The 18,905-nt window shown below is 33.6% G+C and carries 16 protein-coding genes; 8 read left to right on the forward strand and 8 right to left on the reverse strand.

What is annotated here, in order from left to right; translation table 11 throughout:
- Positions 1 to 6 precede the first annotated feature (6 nt).
- From MY04_RS06805 to MY04_RS06815, 3 genes are all read right to left on the reverse strand, one after another.
- Positions 7 to 1,374 (reverse strand): transposase, encoded by a 1,368-nt coding sequence (locus MY04_RS06805; RefSeq protein ID WP_084005704.1) that lies wholly within the window; start codon positions 1,372 to 1,374, stop codon positions 7 to 9.
- A gap of 194 nt (positions 1,375 to 1,568) precedes the next feature.
- Positions 1,569 to 2,117, reverse strand: coding sequence for a nucleotidyltransferase family protein (locus MY04_RS06810; protein WP_066207942.1), 549 nt, complete (start codon positions 2,115 to 2,117; stop codon positions 1,569 to 1,571).
- A 217-nt stretch (positions 2,118 to 2,334) separates the two neighbouring features.
- On the reverse strand, positions 2,335 to 3,699 hold the full coding sequence (locus tag MY04_RS06815; RefSeq protein WP_066207947.1) for a S41 family peptidase: 1,365 nt from the start codon (positions 3,697 to 3,699) through the stop codon (positions 2,335 to 2,337).
- Between the two features lie 216 nt (positions 3,700 to 3,915).
- Between MY04_RS06815 and infC the strand changes: the two genes are divergently transcribed.
- From infC to MY04_RS06840, 5 genes are all read left to right on the forward strand, one after another.
- A complete protein-coding gene (gene infC / locus MY04_RS06820; protein ID WP_066207949.1) occupies positions 3,916 to 4,434 on the forward strand; it encodes a translation initiation factor IF-3 in 519 nt (172 codons plus the stop codon).
- Positions 4,435 to 4,642: 208 nt separating this feature from the next.
- Positions 4,643 to 4,837 carry a 50S ribosomal protein L35 gene (gene rpmI, locus MY04_RS06825; protein WP_044200946.1) on the forward strand — a complete coding sequence of 65 codons (195 nt, stop codon included), beginning with the start codon at positions 4,643 to 4,645 and terminating at the stop codon, positions 4,835 to 4,837.
- Between the two features lie 65 nt (positions 4,838 to 4,902).
- Positions 4,903 to 5,250 carry a 50S ribosomal protein L20 gene (gene rplT / locus MY04_RS06830; protein ID WP_066207953.1) on the forward strand — a complete coding sequence of 116 codons (348 nt, stop codon included), beginning with the start codon at positions 4,903 to 4,905 and terminating at the stop codon, positions 5,248 to 5,250.
- 94 nt (positions 5,251 to 5,344) lie between these two features.
- On the forward strand, positions 5,345 to 7,294 hold the full coding sequence (locus MY04_RS06835; protein ID WP_066207955.1) for an ABC-F family ATP-binding cassette domain-containing protein: 1,950 nt from the start codon (positions 5,345 to 5,347) through the stop codon (positions 7,292 to 7,294).
- 8 nt (positions 7,295 to 7,302) lie between these two features.
- On the forward strand, positions 7,303 to 8,238 hold the full coding sequence (locus MY04_RS06840) for an alpha/beta fold hydrolase (RefSeq protein WP_066207957.1): 936 nt from the start codon (positions 7,303 to 7,305) through the stop codon (positions 8,236 to 8,238).
- Here MY04_RS06840 and MY04_RS06845 read toward each other — a convergent pair.
- Entirely contained in the window at positions 8,235 to 8,537 is a 303-nt protein-coding gene (locus MY04_RS06845) for a hypothetical protein (protein ID WP_066207959.1), read from the reverse strand. The two genes, MY04_RS06840 and MY04_RS06845, sit on opposite strands and share 4 nt — an antisense overlap.
- A 15-nt stretch (positions 8,538 to 8,552) precedes the next feature.
- Positions 8,553 to 9,809 carry a hypothetical protein gene (locus tag MY04_RS06850; RefSeq protein ID WP_158297605.1) on the reverse strand — a complete coding sequence of 419 codons (1,257 nt, stop codon included), beginning with the start codon at positions 9,807 to 9,809 and terminating at the stop codon, positions 8,553 to 8,555.
- A gap of 112 nt (positions 9,810 to 9,921) precedes the next feature.
- Between MY04_RS06850 and MY04_RS06855 the strand changes: the two genes are divergently transcribed.
- A complete protein-coding gene (locus MY04_RS06855; RefSeq protein ID WP_084005797.1) occupies positions 9,922 to 12,198 on the forward strand; it encodes a 7TM diverse intracellular signaling domain-containing protein in 2,277 nt (758 codons plus the stop codon).
- A 278-nt stretch (positions 12,199 to 12,476) separates the two neighbouring features.
- Positions 12,477 to 13,679: an acetate/propionate family kinase gene (locus MY04_RS06860; protein WP_066207965.1), complete on the forward strand. Its 1,203-nt coding sequence runs from the start codon at positions 12,477 to 12,479 to the stop codon at positions 13,677 to 13,679.
- Positions 13,680 to 13,765: 86 nt separating this feature from the next.
- Here MY04_RS06860 and MY04_RS06865 read toward each other — a convergent pair whose 3' ends face one another.
- Together MY04_RS06865 and MY04_RS06870 are read right to left on the reverse strand one after the other, a co-directional pair.
- A complete protein-coding gene (locus MY04_RS06865; RefSeq protein WP_066207967.1) occupies positions 13,766 to 14,869 on the reverse strand; it encodes an acyltransferase family protein in 1,104 nt (367 codons plus the stop codon).
- A gap of 138 nt (positions 14,870 to 15,007) precedes the next feature.
- Positions 15,008 to 16,444 carry a sodium:solute symporter gene (locus MY04_RS06870; RefSeq protein WP_066207973.1) on the reverse strand — a complete coding sequence of 479 codons (1,437 nt, stop codon included), beginning with the start codon at positions 16,442 to 16,444 and terminating at the stop codon, positions 15,008 to 15,010.
- A 108-nt stretch (positions 16,445 to 16,552) separates the two neighbouring features.
- Between MY04_RS06870 and MY04_RS06875 the strand changes: the two genes are divergently transcribed.
- Positions 16,553 to 17,254 (forward strand): hypothetical protein, encoded by a 702-nt coding sequence (locus MY04_RS06875; RefSeq protein ID WP_066207978.1) that lies wholly within the window; start codon positions 16,553 to 16,555, stop codon positions 17,252 to 17,254.
- A 105-nt stretch (positions 17,255 to 17,359) separates the two neighbouring features.
- Here MY04_RS06875 and ilvC read toward each other — a convergent pair whose 3' ends face one another.
- The gene (gene ilvC / locus MY04_RS06880) at positions 17,360 to 18,841 is read right to left on the reverse strand and encodes a ketol-acid reductoisomerase (RefSeq protein WP_066207980.1); all 1,482 of its coding nucleotides are present in this window, start codon (positions 18,839 to 18,841) and stop codon (positions 17,360 to 17,362) included.
- Positions 18,842 to 18,905: the final 64 nt, after the last annotated feature.

Genomic DNA, 18,905 nt, shown 5'->3' on the forward strand with positions numbered 1-18,905 from the left:
CATGAGTCATCCCTTAAATATTGGATTATACCTATATGAAATTTCAGCGTAGGATTTCCATTTACTTATAATGGATGCAAAAGCTTTTCGAAGTCGATAAAAGGGAGATTTATTCCTTTTCCTTCCAAACAAAGGGGCATATATGTTGATTAAACGTTCAACATAATGCCTCTTTTTTTGTATTATTTCCATTAAAAACTCATAAACTAAAAGAGCTATATTTATTAGTTTTAGTCTTACTTCCCACGATTGTACTCTAATAGATTGCAACCCTAATTCTGCTTTACAACATCTAAACATTTCTTCAACTTCCCATCTTTTCATATATGAAAAGAGCATTTCCCACGCTTGATTCTTTGTTTCAATAACTAAATTTGTGAGTAAATAAATTGGAGATCCTGCACGTTTGTATTCTCTAATCACTATTAGTGTATATTCCTGATTTTTCATATCGGGGTGTTTGACTTTTTTCCAAGTAATAAGTTTTCGTGCATACTTTTTACGCTCTTTATCAAAAGTCACCTTAAAGCTTTTGTTCTTCATTCCTCTTGAAATATGATGCGTTAATCGTTTACCTTTTTCATCTATTAAATATTTGTTAGACATCCATCGAACTAAGAAACTTTGCTCAAATCGTTCTGCAAATTCCAAGACCGTAACATTAGCATAACCTCTGTCAAAAACATGTAAAACTGCATTGTGAAAGCGATTATGTAACTTCTTAAAACCTCTCCAAATAAAATTAGACCACCACTCTTTAAATAAACCTGATCGCGAATAAACATTGAATTCGAATAGAGATGCTCGTTTAGATAGTGCAGTTAAAACAACTCCTTCAACTTTAAAACCAGGTACATGAATAAAACCTTTAACGGGAGGATTATAATAACCTGGTTTAATTTTCACTAACCTTTTGGCTCGACTACTATCGACTGCCGAAAGACCTTCCAGACGTATTGACTCGTGCTTCTCCAATACTGATCCGTCCCAAATTAAAATAGGTCGAACTTTTTCTGCGAGCATAGATGAAATTCTATCGTAGCTTTTGTTCCTAAAAAACTCAGAAATTATACTTGAACACCAGTTATGACTTCTTATTAATTTACCAATTCTTTTTACTCCAGCGTTGCCATGGATATTACCGGAAAGCAAAGTGCCTAATTCTGTCAAGAGTAATGATTTTGTATTATTTCTATTCTCTAATATTGAATGAAATAATTCATTAAAGGTTTTTACTAATCGTAAATCAAGAGTCTTATGTAACTCTTTGAGTAAAGGAGAAAGATAGTTTTGACTTTGGGATAGTAAATAATTGATTGGGTTATTTTTCTTAGTAAATACTTTATTTAGTAAATTAAGGGTAGAATGAGTCATAGTTTTAAATAGTTAAGGTTATTTGGTACTTACAATAACTATTTTTTGGCTCAAAAATAAAAATGAGTCATCCCTGTATTATTATAGTCATATAAATTAGGGATGACTCATGTTTTTTTTGTAACGTATGTTTTACATTCCTATTTCTTTAGAATACTTCAATAATTTGTGATAATCACTTTCAGTATCCACATCTAAGAAAGGTACTCTGAATCTACAGAGGCATAAGAATGTTTATTCTTTCTAACAATCGATTTTGCACCGAAATTACCTTCTAAAGCCATCAATTCTGGAAATACTGTCTGATCAAAAACAGCTGGTACTCCTGTAAATCCATCATATTTAGACATTACAATTCTTCTGTCTTTTGCTTTTTCTATCAGATTTCCTAAATGAGGGATATCGACTAATGGCATATCAGACAATAAGATCAATACTTTAGAATATTTCTCTTCAGCATCATTAAAAAATTTTACTCCTTTAGCAATACTTCCTCCTTGCCCATCTTGCCAAGTTTCATTATTGACAATATGAACTCCATCCTCTTTGATTACATCACTAATTTCGTCATAATAAGCCCCAAGCACAACAGCAATATCAACATTTTGTAGTTGTTTTGCTTTGTCAATACTATGTTGTACTAAGGTTCTTCCTTTATATTCAAGTAACTGCTTTGGTTTACCTAAGCGCTTAGAGCTACCTGCTGCTATAATTAGCACCCCTACTTTTCCGATAGACTGCATGTATGAATTGTATAAAATTGATCTTACTGAACTAAGATTTATAAAATTTGGGTATAGAGATTTCTCTTGTCTCGAAATTATTTTAAAAGATCAACAAAACAAATACTTCTATAATTCTGATGAAAGTGTAAATCTTCCACTTTTTCACAAAGGTATAAAAAAACCCTTCAAAATAAATACTATTTTGAAGGGTTTCGTTTATTAAATCAGTATCTGATTATTCATTTATCTGATCCACAATAAATACATCCTTATATTTATCTTCATGATCAGCCATATTTTTCAATGTTGGATGGCCCATTCTTGCTGCATTACCTGCATCATAAGCACCATTTATAATCATTTGTAATGCCTGATACAACATTGGCTCTCTAGTATCTTCCCAATTGTAAGTAGGATCATCAAATGCTTCTTGATTTACAGGAATACCATCGAAATAATCTCCTTCGTTATCTGCATTTAATATTCTGAGTGAAATCACTGAATAGATAAAATCATTATTTTCAAAACCATAACTTCCTACTGGTTTTCCATGTGTTCTCTCACCTACAACTTGTACATCCATAAAAGGACGTAATGCATTTATCATTAACTCACTTGCTGATGCAGTACCACCAGTTGTCAACATAAATACACGATCTAAATTTAAATTGGCATCTTCCAATTCTAATTTATAATCACTGTTTTGCTCTACTTGAAGAGCATTATGTCTGTATCTAAATAGATCTTTTCCATTTGCTGAAGCTGGAGCTAAGAGCCCTGAAAGTTGACCAGCAATATTTACTCGTCCACCTCCATTGTAGCGTAAATCAAGAATCACTTCTGAAACTCCAGCAGCTTTAAATTCAGCGAATGCTGTGTTTAATGCTTCCTCTGCTGTTTCAATGAATGACATAAATACGATGTGTCCAACTTTAACTACTTGTCCATCTCGTTTTACATTAATAATGTTTTTATGAACTACTGGAGCAATAACTACAGCCTCTTTTGTAATGTCTACAGTTTTAGTTTCTTCTTCTTTTTTTACAAGTACCCCTTCGTCATCATATACGTATCTTTCAGGAATAGTAATGTCAAATGTATTGGTTACTCCTTTTACATTCTCTCCTAATAAATTATTGAGTTCTTCGTCCGATACAGTATTGACATCAACACCATTGATTTTATTGATTTTAGTACCACGAGTCAAACCTTTTTCAAAGGCCTCAGAACCAGGATAAGAAAATCTTAAATAAAGATCGCCATTTTCGAAAACCGATAAATAAATACCATGTGCTCCCGAGTTTTCATCTGTTACTGTACCTGATTGGTAATAAGCTTCGTATGCAGCTTTATCTTGTATTAATGACCATCTATCCTGCTCATTCCTAAGTGCTTGCAGCATAGTGAATTGATCACTGTATGTATTTGTATTAATTTGATCTGGTAATTCATCATTCCAAAGATACCATTGACTCATCAATTCTTTTAGGTATTCCTTGTCGTTTGAACCTGTTGGTATACCTGGAAGAATTGGTTCATCTTTGCTACATGAAGTTATGATCAGAATAGATGATAGTAAATAAAAAATGTATTTTTTCATGTTAGTTAAAACTTGAATTGATTGTTAATGTTTCTATGTTTTCTCAAAAAATCTGATTTTTCACATATTTCTGAGATATTTATAGTTAAAGAAAAAAATAAGTTAGTACCTTAGCGGTGAAATTAATGATTCCGTTAACTTAATTCAAAAGTAGTTAATTTTAGAATCAAAAATTTAATAATTTTAAAAAATTTTCAAACGAAATTAAGTTCTTAAATGGCAAGAGACTCTCATAGAACCAACCATCAAATTAGAGTCAGAGAAGTTCGACTAGTTGGTGACAATGTAGAAAACGGTGTATTTTCAAGAGACGAGGCTTTAAAACTCGCTGAAAACTTGGATCTAGATCTAGTAGAAATTTCACCCAATGCAAAACCTCCGGTTTGTAAAATCATTGACTACTCGAAATTCAAGTACGAACAAAAGAAAAGAGAAAAAGAGTTAAAGGCTAAAGCATCCAAAACAGTAGTGAAGGAAATTCGTTTCGGTCCTAATACAGACCAACACGATTTAGACTTTAAAACTAAGCACGCCGTTAAGTTCTTAAACGATGGAAATAAAGTAAAAGCGTATGTTCACTTCCACGGACGTACAATCATCTACAAAGATAGAGGTAGAGAACTTTTACAACGTTTTGCTGAAAAAATTCAGGAACACGGAAAAATCGAAGGTCAAATGCGTGTTGAAGGACGTAGAATGATCATGTTTATCTCTCCAAACGTTCCTAAGAAATAATTTAAGTAAATAAACCTTATTAGGTATTGATTTACAAAGAATATTGATTAAATTTGCACGCTTGTTTTATACAGGTGTGCATTTTTTTGTTAGTAAAATAACAATCAATGCAAGCGAAATACCGAGGCTATTGGCTGCCGTAGGTAATCGCGTAGTTTAATTATTGTTTCACCTTAAGAGTTTAGGCTCTTAATAACTGAAAGGTAAAATGCCAAAGGTTAAAACTAAATCTGGAGCGAAAAAACGTTTCAAGTTGTCAGGAACTGGCAAGATCAGAAGAAAGCACGCTTACAAGTCGCACATCTTAACTAAGAAAACGACTAAACAAAAGCGTAACCTAACTTTGATGGGTGAGGTAGACAAGGCGGATACTGTAAACGTGAAGAAAATGCTTTGGTTATAATCCAAAGATTCACAATTACTTTATCAAACAAATTGATTTACAAAACTTATTAAAATTAGAAAAAAATGCCTAGATCGGTCAACCACGTCGCGTCTCGCGCTAGAAGAAAAAAAATCCTTAAGTTCTCAAAAGGTTATTACGGTGCTCGTAAAAATGTTTGGACAGTAGCAAAAAACACAGTTGAAAAAGGCTGGCAATATGCTTACATCGGTCGTAAACAAAAGAAGAGAAACTTCCGTAGCTTATGGATCCAACGTATCAACGCTGCTACTCGTATGTACGGTGATATGTCTTACTCTGTATTCATGGGTAACTTAAACAAAGCAGGTATCGAATTGAACCGTAAAGTTCTTGCTGACCTTGCTATGAACCACCCTGAAGCATTCAAAGCAGTTATCGAGAAAGTTAAGTAATTAACCTCCTCTAATAACAAAAGACCTATAACATTCGTGTTGTAGGTCTTTTTTTCTAAATTGTAATTCCATTTTTTGATTAATAAATTTCCTTATGTTAGCGATTAGCAATGTATCTTTCCACTTCGGAAGCAGAACCATGTATCAAAATGCTTCTCTCACTGTTTACCCTAAAAACCGTATAGGTATTGTGGGCCACAATGGTGCAGGTAAAACCACATTGTTAAAATTAATCCATGGCGATTTGACTCCTGATGAGGGTTCGATTACAATGCCTAAAGGATGTACTATCGGATTCCTAAATCAAGATCTCCTATCCTATCAAACTGAAGAATCTATTCTTAGTGTTGCGATGGAAGCTTTTGGTCCTGTCTTAAAAATTCAAGCACAGATTGATAATATCCTTCATGAAATGGAAACGGATTACAAGGAAGAATTAGTCGAAAAATTAGCTTCATTACAAGAAAAATTTGAGGCTATGGAAGGTTATACCGTTAAATCCAAAGCAGAGGCAATTTTGGCAGGTCTTGGATTTAAAAACCACGAATTAGAAAGACCTTTACATAGTTTTTCTGGTGGATGGAGAATGCGTGTAATGTTGGGCAAACTATTACTTATGAAACCCGACGTTTTGATGCTTGATGAGCCTACCAACCACTTGGACCTTCCTTCAATACAGTGGATTGAAAACTATCTTTCATCCTACGAGGGTGCTGTTTTAATTGTATCTCACGATAGAGAATTTTTAGATAGAGCCATTAATCAAACTGTAGAAGTATCACAAGGGCGTTTAACCTCCTATTCTGGTAATTACTCCTTCTATTTAGAAGAAAGAAAATTAAGAGCTGAGCTTCAAAAGAATGCTTATGAAAATCAGCAACAAAAAATAAAAGAAACAGAGCGTTTTATTGAGCGCTTCCGTTCGAAAGCTACAAAAGCAAAACAAGTACAGTCTAGAGTAAAAATGCTCGACCGTATGGATATGATTGAGGATGTTAGGAATGATAATCCGGAAATCAACATGGACTTTAAATTTAACCAACAGCCAGGAAAAGTGATTTCTGAATTGGTGGATTTCGACAAAGCCTATGATGAAAAAATCATATTTCAAAATGCGAACCTTCAATTAATGAGAGGTGATAAAGTAGCTCTCATTGGTGCCAATGGTAAAGGTAAATCTACCTTACTTCGTTTAATTTCTGCTCGCGAAGATTTCGACAAAGGTGAAAGAAAAGGTGGTCATAATGTGATTACAGCCTTCTATGCACAGCACCAACTTGAGGATCTAAATGTTGAAAATGAAATTCTTGATGAACTAAAGCAAGCTGGATCTGATAAAACAGAGCAAGAATTAAGAGGCATTCTTGGATGTTTCTTATTTGGAGGTGATGAGATTTTCAAGAAGATCAAAGTACTTTCAGGCGGAGAGAAATCTCGTGTAGCCTTAGCTAAAACACTTATCTCAGAAGCCAACTTTTTGATGCTTGACGAACCGACCAACCACTTAGATATTCCATCTGTAAATATTCTTATACAAGCTCTTCAGCAATATTTAGGTACATATTTGATTGTATCACACGACCGTCACTTTATTTCTCATGTAGCCAACAAGATCTGGTATATCGAAGACGGTCAGTTAAAAGAATATCCTGGTACTTATTTAGAATGGGTAGAATGGAAACAACGTCAAGATCAAGAAAAAGAACTTTTGGAAAAGCTCGATCAAGAAGATGGTAATTTAGAATCTAAACCTAAAAAGGAGAAGAAAAAGCATGTCAATTACAACTTGAAAGAGTGGCAAAAGAAAATGAAAAAGGCCAAATCTGAAATGGAAAAATACGAAGAATTGGTCATGGAACTTGAAGAAAAGAAAGAAGAAATTGAAGGTTCCTTGGGAGATCCTGAAATATTCGGAAATCCTGATAAATTAGCAGAAACAAATACTCAGTATCAGAAAGTAAAAGAAGAACTTGATGAAGCCACAGAGCTATGGGAAGAATGGACCATGCAGGTGGATGAGTTGGAAGAACTTAAACCAGAATAACCTTAATAATGAATGCCTACGACCACGGATATTTAATCACTGAAGATGGTCATGAACTGTATTATGAGCAATCGGGTCACCCGATGGGTGTTCCTGTGCTCTATTTACATGGCGGTCCCGGAGCAGGTCTAGGCGATGCTTATATAGAAATTTTCAAGAACACCCCTGCCGTTCGTTTAATCGGCATCGACCAAAGAGGTAGTGGTAATAGTAAACCTTTAGGTAGTTTAAAGAATAATACTTTAGCTCATCTTATTAAAGACCTAGAACTTCTTAGAACCACACTTCACATTAATGAATGGTATATCTTTGGAGGCAGTTGGGGATCTACGTTAGCCTTAGCCTATACCTCATTGCATCAAGAAAGGGTAAAAGGATTGAATTTATGGGGAATATTTTTCTGTAATCAAAATGAGTTGGAATGGTTGTTTACAGGTGCTACCCCAACAATGTACGCCGATGTTGCTTCCGTTTTACACGATGGAGTGGATAGAAGAAGCTTAACTCAATTCTTAAATTCATACAGAAAAGCTATGGATGGAGATGATTTTGAGAAATTTTGTACCAATTGGCTTCTTTGGGAGTCTTTTGCTTCAGAACACCCTCATTCAAATTATGAAGAGCTCTATCAATGGAGTCCAACTAAATATGCTATTGCTTGTGCTCGAATAGAAAATCATTACTTTTTGCAATCACCCTACTTATTTAACAATCAATCTATTGAAGATTTAATTACCTCTTCCAAAATTATCTGTCCAGTTTATATCACTCATGGTAGAAATGATTTGGTTACTCCATCAAAATCCGCACTTCAACTCCATGAAATGCTTCCGAACAGTCAGCTGAATATCATTGATAAAAGTGGACATTCTTTATCCCACCCTTACATGATGGAAAGTGTTATGAAATTTGGACAAGAACTCTTGTCTCACTCTTTAGATTAAGCTAGGAATTTATCAAAATCGTTGTACAATTGATTTCTGATAATATCCACTTCCCCTTTCAAAGGAATTTCCTCTAAAAAAAGGTGTAATGCCATCACTTGAGAACGATTTAATTGCATTACCTTTTCCTTATGGATATCAAATACTGAAATATTAAATTTAGCATCATATAACTCGATAAGTAGCTGATGACTTATATCTTCTGGCATACGTTCTTTATATGCTTCAGCTAATTTCAATAGAATACTTTGTAAAAATCTAAAATTGATTTCGTTTAATCTTAGTCTATATTTTTTCATAAAAAATGGTCTAGCCTATTCTGCTAAAACGTATGCATAATATTGTTTTGTCAAATTTACATCAACTAGAGGAAAAAATCCTGATACTAACTTTTTGTTTTCTATTTGATAGGGATATTTCTTCCTCATTTCGATTTCAAAGGTTTTAAAGTTCGCTATTTGATGTTTAGTCGTTATCACCCATTTCGCACGATTTGGGTTTAACACAGCCTTTTTTAAACCTAAAGAAATATGTCCCATAGTTGTTCTTGGATTGATTTCTACACAAGGGTGCAAAATCAAATTATCCATAACATCTCTTACAATCATAGCATCCACTCCTAACCTACCTTTAAACCCTTTAAACTCATTTGTGTTACGAAAAGCACCTTTGAGATCTTCAATTAATTTGGGGATTTGGACTGAAATAGTATTAGGAAGTAGATCTTCATAATTACCTAAAAGACTTCCCCCATATTGACCTGAATCTAAAGACTCAAAAACGGAAATTCCTAAGAACTTAACCTCCTCACTTTCAAAGTTAAATAATACTGAAAAATCGGTAACTTTATCTAGCCAAGGTTCTACCAATATTCTTCCATGTTCTGATAATCCACTTTCAATCCAAGATTCTATCGCAGGGTTAATGTGTTCTTTTCTAAGAAGCATTAATCCTCTACCTGAAGAACTAAAAGGCAATTTAAAAACTACTCCTCTATTTTCCCCAGCAAACAATTGCTGAAACTTAAGTATTACCTCTTCTTTAGTTTTACAAAAAGTACCTAACAAATCCTTACTTATATAATTCGTATTTGTAGAGTTAACTAACGATTTTAAGACTTTATATCCTGTGAATCGATCATAAACATTCTTATCGTTATCACTCCATGTTTCGAGCCCTTTCACTTTAAAGGTTGGTTTAGATAAGATCGTTAAATAATCAAGTGACTTCCCCCATACCTCTAAGTCTTCTATTTTGATTGACTTACCTTTGAGGGTATCAAAATCTGCAAAATCAACTTTAAACTCATGTAACTTTTTAATATCCTTTTTCCATTCTTCACTTACCTGTATATCACTCAAAATCTTTATTTTAGAGTCATACAGCCAAATCATTAAAGGTGATAAATCATTTACTAAAGCTTTAAACTGTTTATTAGGAGTATAAAATTTTGCGTTTTTGACGATTGCCAACTCACAATAGGGATTGAACAAAAAATACTTAGGCATTATTTTTGCACTTTTCGAGGAAATTATTTTCAATAATGAAGTTTTAAATCTTAACGTGATCATTTACCTTCTTACTAATCAATTTATTACAATAAATGACTCACTTTACACTAGAACTTTGATAGTAAATTTACTTCATCTACTTATTAATAACTAAACTCCATCGAAAAAGGATATGAAACTTTTTTTCAAATTTGTAATGTTGGGCATTTTATTCCCAATGTTATCTTTTGCGGCTTTACAGGAGGATGTACTTTACTTATCGGAACAACAAGAATCTGTCAACGGTGCTCCTTTTATTTATTACTACATGGATCAATTAAATGAAGAAGACTTTGAATCAGTCTCAGTCCCTTCGTTTAGTAAATTCACTCCCTGGAATAGTAACTCCAATGTTAACTTCGAATATGGCCAAGGTTCTTTATGGGCTAAAGTTGATATTCAAAACATGGATGAAGAAGTGAGTGATTGGTTGATAGAAGTTCCTTATGCTCCATTGGATGAAATCGAATTTTATCTAGTAAAAAATAAGAAACTCGAAAATCATTTTGTTACGGGTGATCACGTAAATTTTGATGTTAGACCCATAGAGCATCATAATTACATTTTTCCTATCAAATTACAAGCAAGAGAATCTGCTACCATTTATTTCAGAGTAAAAACGGATGGTATTGTAAAGCTTCCAGTATTTTTCTATAAACCTTGGAATTATGCAGAGGTTAACTCAAAGTATGAAGTAACTTACGGTATTATACTAGGTGTCTTATTAATGTTGTGTATTTTAAGTGTAACAACATATTTACCTACAAAAGATTTTTCTTATCTATTATACCCTTTACCATTAATAGCGAAAATATTATTTACCTTCTCGTTAACAGGGCATACGTTCCAGTATCTATTCCCGAGTTTCCCGAAAATGGCCAATATGATTACACCACTATCCATTGCTTTATGGATGTTGGGTGAATCTCTTTTTAACTTATACTTCCTAAAAACAAGGAAACTTTCGAAGGTAGCATTTGGTATGAATATCGTTGGTTTCATATTCGGTATAGCCACAGTGTTTACAAGCATTTTCTTATCATACTATGCAGCAATTAAGCTAGTGACAACTATCTCAATACCATTTAGTATTATGTCGTTAATTCTTGGCTTTATTGCTTACAGCAAAGGCCAAAGAATTGCTAGATATTATATCACTGCATGGAGTTTTTACTGTATTGGACTATTTGTTTTTGTGGGATTTGCTACGGGTAAACTTCCTGATAACTTTTTCACGGAACATGCTTTAGATTTCGGCGATTTATTCCTTGCTCCCCTTTTATTCTTAGCGTTAAGTAAAAAATACGCCGTTTATAGAGAACAAAAAAATGAAGCGATCAAGCAAATGCTTGAAATGGAAGCCAAAGCCAAAGAAGAATTGGAAGAAAAAGTGGTTGAAAGAACTGCTGAATTACAAGAAGCTACTGTTGAGTTAGAGGAAAGACAAGAAGAGTTAGAAACTCAGGCTGCTCAGTTACTTCATAAGAATGAAGAAATTACTTCTCAGGCAGAAGAACTAAAAGCTGTCAATGATCAAATGACAGAAACAAACGTAGAGCTAGAACAAATTAATGAAGAGATAGCAGCTCAACGTGACATGATGGATGAAAAGAACAAAGAACTTAACATCGTCACGAAGAATCTGCAAGATAGTATCAATTATGCCAAAAGAATTCAAAGTAATATTCTACCTCCATTAGAAGAATTTAAACGTTTGTTCAAAGATTTCTTTGTAATGTATCAACCAAAAAGCACTGTTTCAGGTGATTTTTATTGGGTTGCAGAAAACAAAAAAGAAAATAAAGTTGTTTTAGTTGCTGCAGATTGCACAGGACATGGTGTACCTGGTGCGATGATGTCAGTGATGGGAGGTGGATTCTTAGATAAAATTGTAAATCTAAGAGGTGTAACTTCCCCAGCTAGAATCATTATTGAGATGCAACAAAACCTGACTCACGTTCTTGGAGGGGATAATAAAGACTCCAAAGACGGTATGGATTTAGGTATTATTGTTTGGGATAGAAAAGCTAAGAAAGTCACTTTTGCTGGAGCACATACTCCATTGGTATTTGTTCAAAACAAAAAGATATACACTGTCAAAGGAGAACGCCTAAGTTTAGGTACCGAAATAAATAAAATGGTGATGAAAGAACATAGTATTGCCTTAAATAGCTCTACTAGCTTTTATTTATTCTCAGATGGTTATCAAGATCAATTTGGAGGAGAAAATCACAGAAAAATTTCCAGTAAAAAATTAAAGGAAATGATTCTTGAACTTTCTGAAAAACCAATGATTGAACAGAAAGAAGCATTTAATGTTTATTTCGAGAATTGGAAAAATGCAGATAGTCTTCAACCAGAAAAACAAACTGATGATGTATTGTTGTTAGGTGTAAAAATAGAGGCCTAATAATAATTAAAAGATAAAATGAATGAGCTACCTCCACTTTTGAGGTAGCTTTTTTTTATTATTAAGACAAAAAGATCTACTCGTGTTTTTTATTCTCTAAAATTATTTGTGTTCTATTTTGAAATCATCAAAAAACTATTTGATAATAGAAATTATATCAACTAATGTCCTAAATCATTAATAATTCCAAAATGATGATTTTAATCCCCATTTTTTAAGATTCATAATATGATATTGTGACTACGAAAAATTATATACAAAGTAAATTCATTTAAATAGTGAAAATTCTCATACTTAACTCTGGAAGTTCATCAATTAAATTCCAACTTATCGACATGCCTTCTGAGGAAGTAATCGGTAAAGGATTAATTGAAAAAATTGGACTTACAGACGCGTCCATTACAGTTAAAAACGCCAAAGGCAAAAAAGAGACTCTCCAACTAAACATCCCTAATCATGCTAAAGGTATTGAATTCCTTTTGAGTGTTTTAACGGATAAAGAAATGGAGATCATTTCAGATTTAGACGAATTAACTTGTGTAGGTCACCGTATTGTTCATGGTGGACAAGCATTCTCTAAAAGTGTACTAATTAATGATGATGTCATGCATGGCATTGAATCATGTATTGAATTAGCACCTCTTCACAATCCAGCTAACATTAAAGGAGTTCAGGCTATGGATTTAGCTATTCCTGGAATTCCACAAGTCGGTGTTTTCGATACTGCCTTCCACCACAGTATTCCAGAACACAGAGCTATTTATGCATTACCAATTGAGCTTTATAAGAAATATGGCTTAAGAAAGTACGGTTTCCATGGTACTTCTCACCAATATGTTTCTTTACGTGCAAAAGAAATTTACGGAGATGATAAAACTTCGAAGATTATCACTTGTCACTTAGGTAATGGAGGTTCACTAGCTGCCATCCAAAATGGTAAATCAATTGAGACCTCTATGGGATTCTCTCCTACTGACGGCTTAATGATGGGTACTCGTTGTGGATCAATCGACCCAGGTGCTATTCCGTTTATTGCGGAACATGAAAACCTAGATTTAAACGGCATCTCTAATTTGATCAATAAAAAATCTGGTTTACAAGGTATTTCAGGAGTTTCTTCTGATTACAGAGATGTATCTAACGCAGCCGCTAAAGGAAATGAAGATGCTAAATTAGCATTACAAATGTTCCATTATGACGTTAAAAAGTATATTGGTACTTATTTAGCTTCATTGGGTGGTGTAGAAACTATCATTTTCACTGGTGGTATTGGTGAAAACTCTGCTATGGCAAGAAGAGAAATCCTAAGAGGATTAGAAGGCCTTGGCATTAAAGTAGATGATGAAAAGAATGATAAGGTAATGGGTATTGAAGCAGACATTTCTCCTGATGATGCAGGTGTTAGAGTTTGTGTAATTCCAACCAACGAAGAAGTTATGATAGCTAGAGATACATTTAATATTGTTTCTGAGCTTAACTAGAATTCATTCTAGAATATATAAAAGCCATTTGATGTCGACGTCAAATGGCTTTTTGTTTTATGATGATTTTTTCACTTCAACATCACTTATACTTTTACTACAATATTCTTTTTGTATAAGATATGTACAAATACAAAAATCAAACTACAGTAACTTAAAGCAAAAACAAGCGAACCCATCTCATTACTCCACCCTACATTCATAATTAATTGGTAAAGATGTTCTTTTACTGAAACCCCTTCTATTTGAATTAGATACAATAACTTAGCAAATAGTTCGGCAACAACGTAAGCGATCATAGGGTTTAAACCAAATGCTCTAGGGACAATACTTACCTTTGGATAATATTGCTTCACATCAAAAATATAGTAACAGATACCTAGAGTAAGGTATGCCCAACCTGCTGTATATACTACATATGTTGACGTCCACAAGCTTTTATTGATTGGAAAAACTATACCCCAGAAATAACCTAAGATAAGAAGACCTGCTCCAATAAATAATAATAGCTTTACTATTTGATCTTCTCTCTTAGTCTTTATCAATATACCCGCAATAATACCTAATAATGCTGTTGCTATGGCTGGAAGTGTTGATAATAACCCTTCAGGATCCCATGTTTTTGTACCACTCCATAAGTGACCTCCCATCAATTTAAAGTCTAAATAGGCGGATAGAACTTTGTTTGGATCATCCAAATTTGCCTCTCCAATTCCTGGTATAGGAATGAGTGTCATTATTCCCCAATAAGAAATTAATAGTATGGAAATAATCCCAATAATTTTTTTGATATCGAAATAAAGGAAGATAGAAGTGGCAAAGATAAAGACCAACCCTATCCTCTGAAGTACACCTGGGATCCTCATTGTTGAAAAGTCAAAGAAAGGAAAAAGAGAAATAAATAATCCTATTCCAATTAATTTACTTCCTCTCCAAATGGCTTTTCTTAAAAGTTTTGGTCGTTTTAATTTATCTTCCTTCGCATTAAACATAGAGAAGGAAATGGATACACCAACTATAAAAAGGAAAAAGGGAAATACTAAATCAGTAGGTGTACAACCATGCCAAGCTGCATGTTTTAATGGTGGATAGATAAATGACCAACTACCAGGGTTGTTTACTAAAATCATGAGGATGACAGTCAATCCTCGAAATATATCAAGGGATAAGATTCGTTTGCGAGTTTCCATTTAATTCATTTCATTTTCAAAAATCCAACTCTTTAAATTTCGATGGTTTTGATCAAAAGAGCTATAAAAACAAAACTATATTAATTGAACTATTTATCAGATTAATTCGACCAATTACAAAAAACGACATACATAAAACTATTTCTTAGGTATCATTGATAAACCTAATATTGTAATACCGGCATTGACTAATAATATTTCAAAGCCAAATTTATATCCGAATAGTAACGTCTCTGAATTTAAATTGATGATGTAAGATAGAACAGGTGATAAAAGGCATATAAAAATCACCTTGGAGTCATCTACTGATTTTTTAGTGAAAATGCCATAAGTAAATAGTCCTAAAAGGGGACCATAAGTGTACCCAGCAGCTTTAAATACATCAGATACTACACTATCGTTATTAAATGATTTGAATATCACAATTACTAAAAACAACAACAAACTAAAGCCTAAATGCACTAATTTCCTTTTAAGGTTTGATCTTGTGGTTGAGTTCATTCCTAAAATATCCACACAAAATGATGTTGTTAGTGCTGTGAGTGCTGAATCGGCACTCGAAAAAGCAGCCGCAATGATACCTAATAAGAAAACTATTGCTGTAAATGTCCCGAAATAATTTAAGGCTAATGTTGGATACAATTCATCGGCTTTAGCTGGTAAAGTGATATCATTATATCCAGCGTATTCATATAACAAAACTCCTAGTGAAAGAAATACAACTGTAAATAAAAAGAACACAGCAGCAAAAGATAGTACGTTTGTTTGTGCTTCTTTAGGGTTCTTACAAGTCAAATTCTTTTGCATGATATTTTGATCCAAGCCATTCATAGAAATGGTAATGAACATCCCTGCCATAAACTGCTTCCAAAAGAACGTTGGTGATTGCCAATTCCAATCAAATACCTTTGACATATCGCTTTCAGTAATTGTAGAGTATAACGTTGAAGCATTTAAACCTAGATCATCAGCAATAGTATAAATTGTCCAAACTGCAGCGAGTAGCAACAATGTAGTTTGCAAAGTGTCTGTCCAAACAATCGTCTTTATTCCTCCTTTGAAAGTATATAACCAAATCAGTAAAATGATGACCAAAACGGAAATGAAAAATGGAATATTAAAAGCACTAAAGAATGCTATTTGCAAGACTAAAGCAGCCAAATACAACCTAAATGCCGCTCCAATAGTTTGTGATAATATAAAAAATAAAGACCCAGTTTTTGAAGCTATCGGCCCAAACCTATCTTTCAGATATTCATAGATACTTATTAAATTTTTACTATAAAATAAAGGGATTAAAACATAAGCGATGACGAGATAACCCACCATATTTCCCATCATAAACTGTAGGTAACCCCATCCTCCCTTAGCAACCATTCCAGGTACAGAAATAAAGGTTACACCCGATAAGGTTGCTCCTACCATTCCATATGCAACTAAATACCATTTAGATGATTTATTGGCTGTAAAAAAAGAGGTGGATTGTTGATCTCCTTTTTCAGAAGTAAAAAATGATATGGCAAATAGTATAATAAAATATAAAAAAATGATAAGTATTACAGTGGATGGTGTCATATGTGTTATATTTAGATAATTAACCTATGTTTTATTTTTTGAAGTTTTGTCGTTTAAAAAATCCAATTCAATTACCGACAATTATACTTTAAAACTATACTAATTACCATGAATTTTAACAAAATCATCTCCCTTTTTTTTGTACTCTCATCAAATCTTCTCTTCGCACAAATCTCAACCAACACTAATTTGTATGAATTGGTGGATCCTGATCACTTAAATACAGATCTCATTTATGAGGGTGAAGGAAAAAACTATAAGGGCACTCCGTTTTATGACAAAAACTGGAATAATGGCTATGTGATCACGAATGATGGAACAAAACATGAAAATATTCAACTTAAACTGGATATTTACAAAAATGATCTTGCTTTGAAAAAAGAAGATGGATCAATCATCATTCTTGATAAAAAACAAGTGGATACATTCGGTTGGAAATCAGAAGGTAATATTGTCTTTGAAAAAAGAAAACTGAAAAAGAAAAGTACTTACTTAGAAGTGGTTTTTAAAGGTGAAACTACCAATGTGTACAGAGAAAATATTAAAGATTTCATAAAAGTTGATGCTCAGAACTCTAATTCTTACAGTAGTGATCAAAAAGATGAATACAAATTAGTTTCTAAGAAACTATACTTAGAAAAAGAGAACAAGTTGATTGAAATTTCATCTAAAGGTAAAGAGTTTTTTAATTGCTTTGGAGAATACAAATCAACAATGGTATCTTTTGCTAAAAAGAATAAATTGAAAACTAAGAAGAAAGAAGATATTGAGCAATTATTCGCTCATTATGAGTCTTTATTATTGAAGTAAAATTGATACTTAGATGATGATCATTAGTTGTCAATTTTATGAATAAAGAAAACCCCACAAGTGAAATACTTGTGGGGTTTTATATTATTTAAGGCAGATAATTTCTTATCCTAAAGCAATCTGCTTCATAGCTGTCATTGCTCCTCTTAATCTAGCTCCTACTGCTTCAATTTCGTGAGATCTTAAAGCTTCGTTTACTTTGATCAATGTCACGTTGTCTACACCGTTGTCTTTACCTTCGTTGTAGTCTTTACCACATATGTCAGCTTCAACACCTTTCATGAAATCAGCTAATAATGGTTTACATGCATGATCGAACAAGTAACAACCGTACTCAGCAGTATCAGAGATTACTCTGTTCATTTCGTACAATTTCTTTCTTGCGATTGTGTTTGCAATTAGTGGAGTTTCGTGAAGTGACTCATAGTATGCAGACTCACCGATGATACCCGCTTCTACCATAGTTTCGAAAGCCAACTCAACACCAGCTCTAACCATAGCAACCATCAACAAACCTTTGTCGTAGAATTCTTGCTCAGTGATTTCAACATCAGCAGGAGCAGTTTTCTCGAAGTTAGTTTCTGCTGTTAATGCTCTCCAGTTCAACAAGTTTTTATCATCCTCAGCCCAGTCTTTCATCATAGTAGATGAGAACTCACCTGAAATAATATCGTCTTGGTGCTTTTGGAATAATGGTCTCATGATGTCTTTCAATTCTTCAGACACTTCGAAACATTTCACTTTTGCAGGGTTAGACAATCTGTCCAACATACCTGATACACCTCCGTGCTTTAATGACTCAGTGATTACTTCCCATCCGTATTGGATAAATTTAGCAGCCCAACCAGCATCAATACCTTTTTCAACCATTTTGTCGAAGCAAAGGATAGATCCAGTTTGCAACAATCCACAAAGGATAGTTTGCTCACCCATTAAATCGGATTTTACCTCAGCAACGAAAGAAGATTTCAAACAACCTGCTCTATCACCACCAGTAGCTACTGCATAAGCTTTCGCTTGTGCCCAACCTTTTCCTTCTGGATCGTTTTCTGGGTGTACAGCGATTAGAGTTGGAACGCCAAATCCTCTCTTGTACTCTTCTCTAACTTCAGATCCTGGAGACTTAGGTGCTACCATAATCACAGTTAAATCTTTTCTGATTTGCATTCCTTCCTCAACGATATTGAAACCGTGAGAGTAAGATAATGTAGCTCCTTGTTTCATCAATGGCATTACTGACTCAACAACATTTGTATGTTGCTTGTCTGGCGTCAAGTTGATTACCAAATCAGCTGTAGGAATTACTTCTTCATAAGTACCTACTTTGAACCCTGCCTCAGAAGTGTTTACAAAAGATGCTCTTTTCTCATCGATTGCTACTTGTCTTAAAGCATAAGAAATATCTAAACCAGAATCTCTCATGTTCAAACCTTGGTTTAATCCTTGAGCACCTGCACCAACGATTACGATTTTCTTACCTTTTAAAGCCTCAACGCCATCTGTAAACTCTGAGCTGTCCATGAATTTACATTGTCCCAGTTGGTGTAACTGCTCTCTTAACGGAAGTGTATTGAAGTAATTTGCCATTGTATATAATATTTTTAATGAATTGCTTTTTTGTCTATCACAAATGTGGAGATAATAATCAATA

It is taken from the genome of Flammeovirga sp. MY04 (assembly GCF_001682195.2).
GTDB classification, from domain to species: Bacteria; Bacteroidota; Bacteroidia; order Cytophagales; family Flammeovirgaceae; genus Flammeovirga; species Flammeovirga yaeyamensis.

Excerpts from the sequence above, each read along its gene's own strand:
- infC (WP_066207949.1), top strand. The coding sequence starts at position 3,916 with ATGGCAAGAGACTCTCATAGAACCAACCATCAAATTAGAGTCAGAGAA.
- rplT (WP_066207953.1), top strand. The coding sequence starts at position 4,903 with ATGCCTAGATCGGTCAACCACGTCGCGTCTCGCGCTAGAAGAAAAAAA.
- rpmI (WP_044200946.1), top strand. The coding sequence starts at position 4,643 with ATGCCAAAGGTTAAAACTAAATCTGGAGCGAAAAAACGTTTCAAGTTG.
- MY04_RS06835 (WP_066207955.1), top strand. The coding sequence starts at position 5,345 with ATGTTAGCGATTAGCAATGTATCTTTCCACTTCGGAAGCAGAACCATG.
- MY04_RS06865 (WP_066207967.1), bottom strand. The coding sequence starts at position 14,869 with ATGGAAACTCGCAAACGAATCTTATCCCTTGATATATTTCGAGGATTG.
- MY04_RS06810 (WP_066207942.1), bottom strand. The coding sequence starts at position 2,117 with ATGCAGTCTATCGGAAAAGTAGGGGTGCTAATTATAGCAGCAGGTAGC.
- MY04_RS06875 (WP_066207978.1), top strand. The coding sequence starts at position 16,553 with ATGAATTTTAACAAAATCATCTCCCTTTTTTTTGTACTCTCATCAAAT.
- ilvC (WP_066207980.1), bottom strand. The coding sequence starts at position 18,841 with ATGGCAAATTACTTCAATACACTTCCGTTAAGAGAGCAGTTACACCAA.
- MY04_RS06840 (WP_066207957.1), top strand. The coding sequence starts at position 7,303 with ATGAATGCCTACGACCACGGATATTTAATCACTGAAGATGGTCATGAA.
- MY04_RS06815 (WP_066207947.1), bottom strand. The coding sequence starts at position 3,699 with ATGAAAAAATACATTTTTTATTTACTATCATCTATTCTGATCATAACT.
- MY04_RS06870 (WP_066207973.1), bottom strand. The coding sequence starts at position 16,444 with ATGACACCATCCACTGTAATACTTATCATTTTTTTATATTTTATTATA.
- MY04_RS06855 (WP_084005797.1), top strand. The coding sequence starts at position 9,922 with ATGAAACTTTTTTTCAAATTTGTAATGTTGGGCATTTTATTCCCAATG.
- MY04_RS06850 (WP_158297605.1), bottom strand. The coding sequence starts at position 9,809 with ATGATCACGTTAAGATTTAAAACTTCATTATTGAAAATAATTTCCTCG.
- MY04_RS06805 (WP_084005704.1), bottom strand. The coding sequence starts at position 1,374 with ATGACTCATTCTACCCTTAATTTACTAAATAAAGTATTTACTAAGAAA.
- MY04_RS06845 (WP_066207959.1), bottom strand. The coding sequence starts at position 8,537 with ATGAAAAAATATAGACTAAGATTAAACGAAATCAATTTTAGATTTTTA.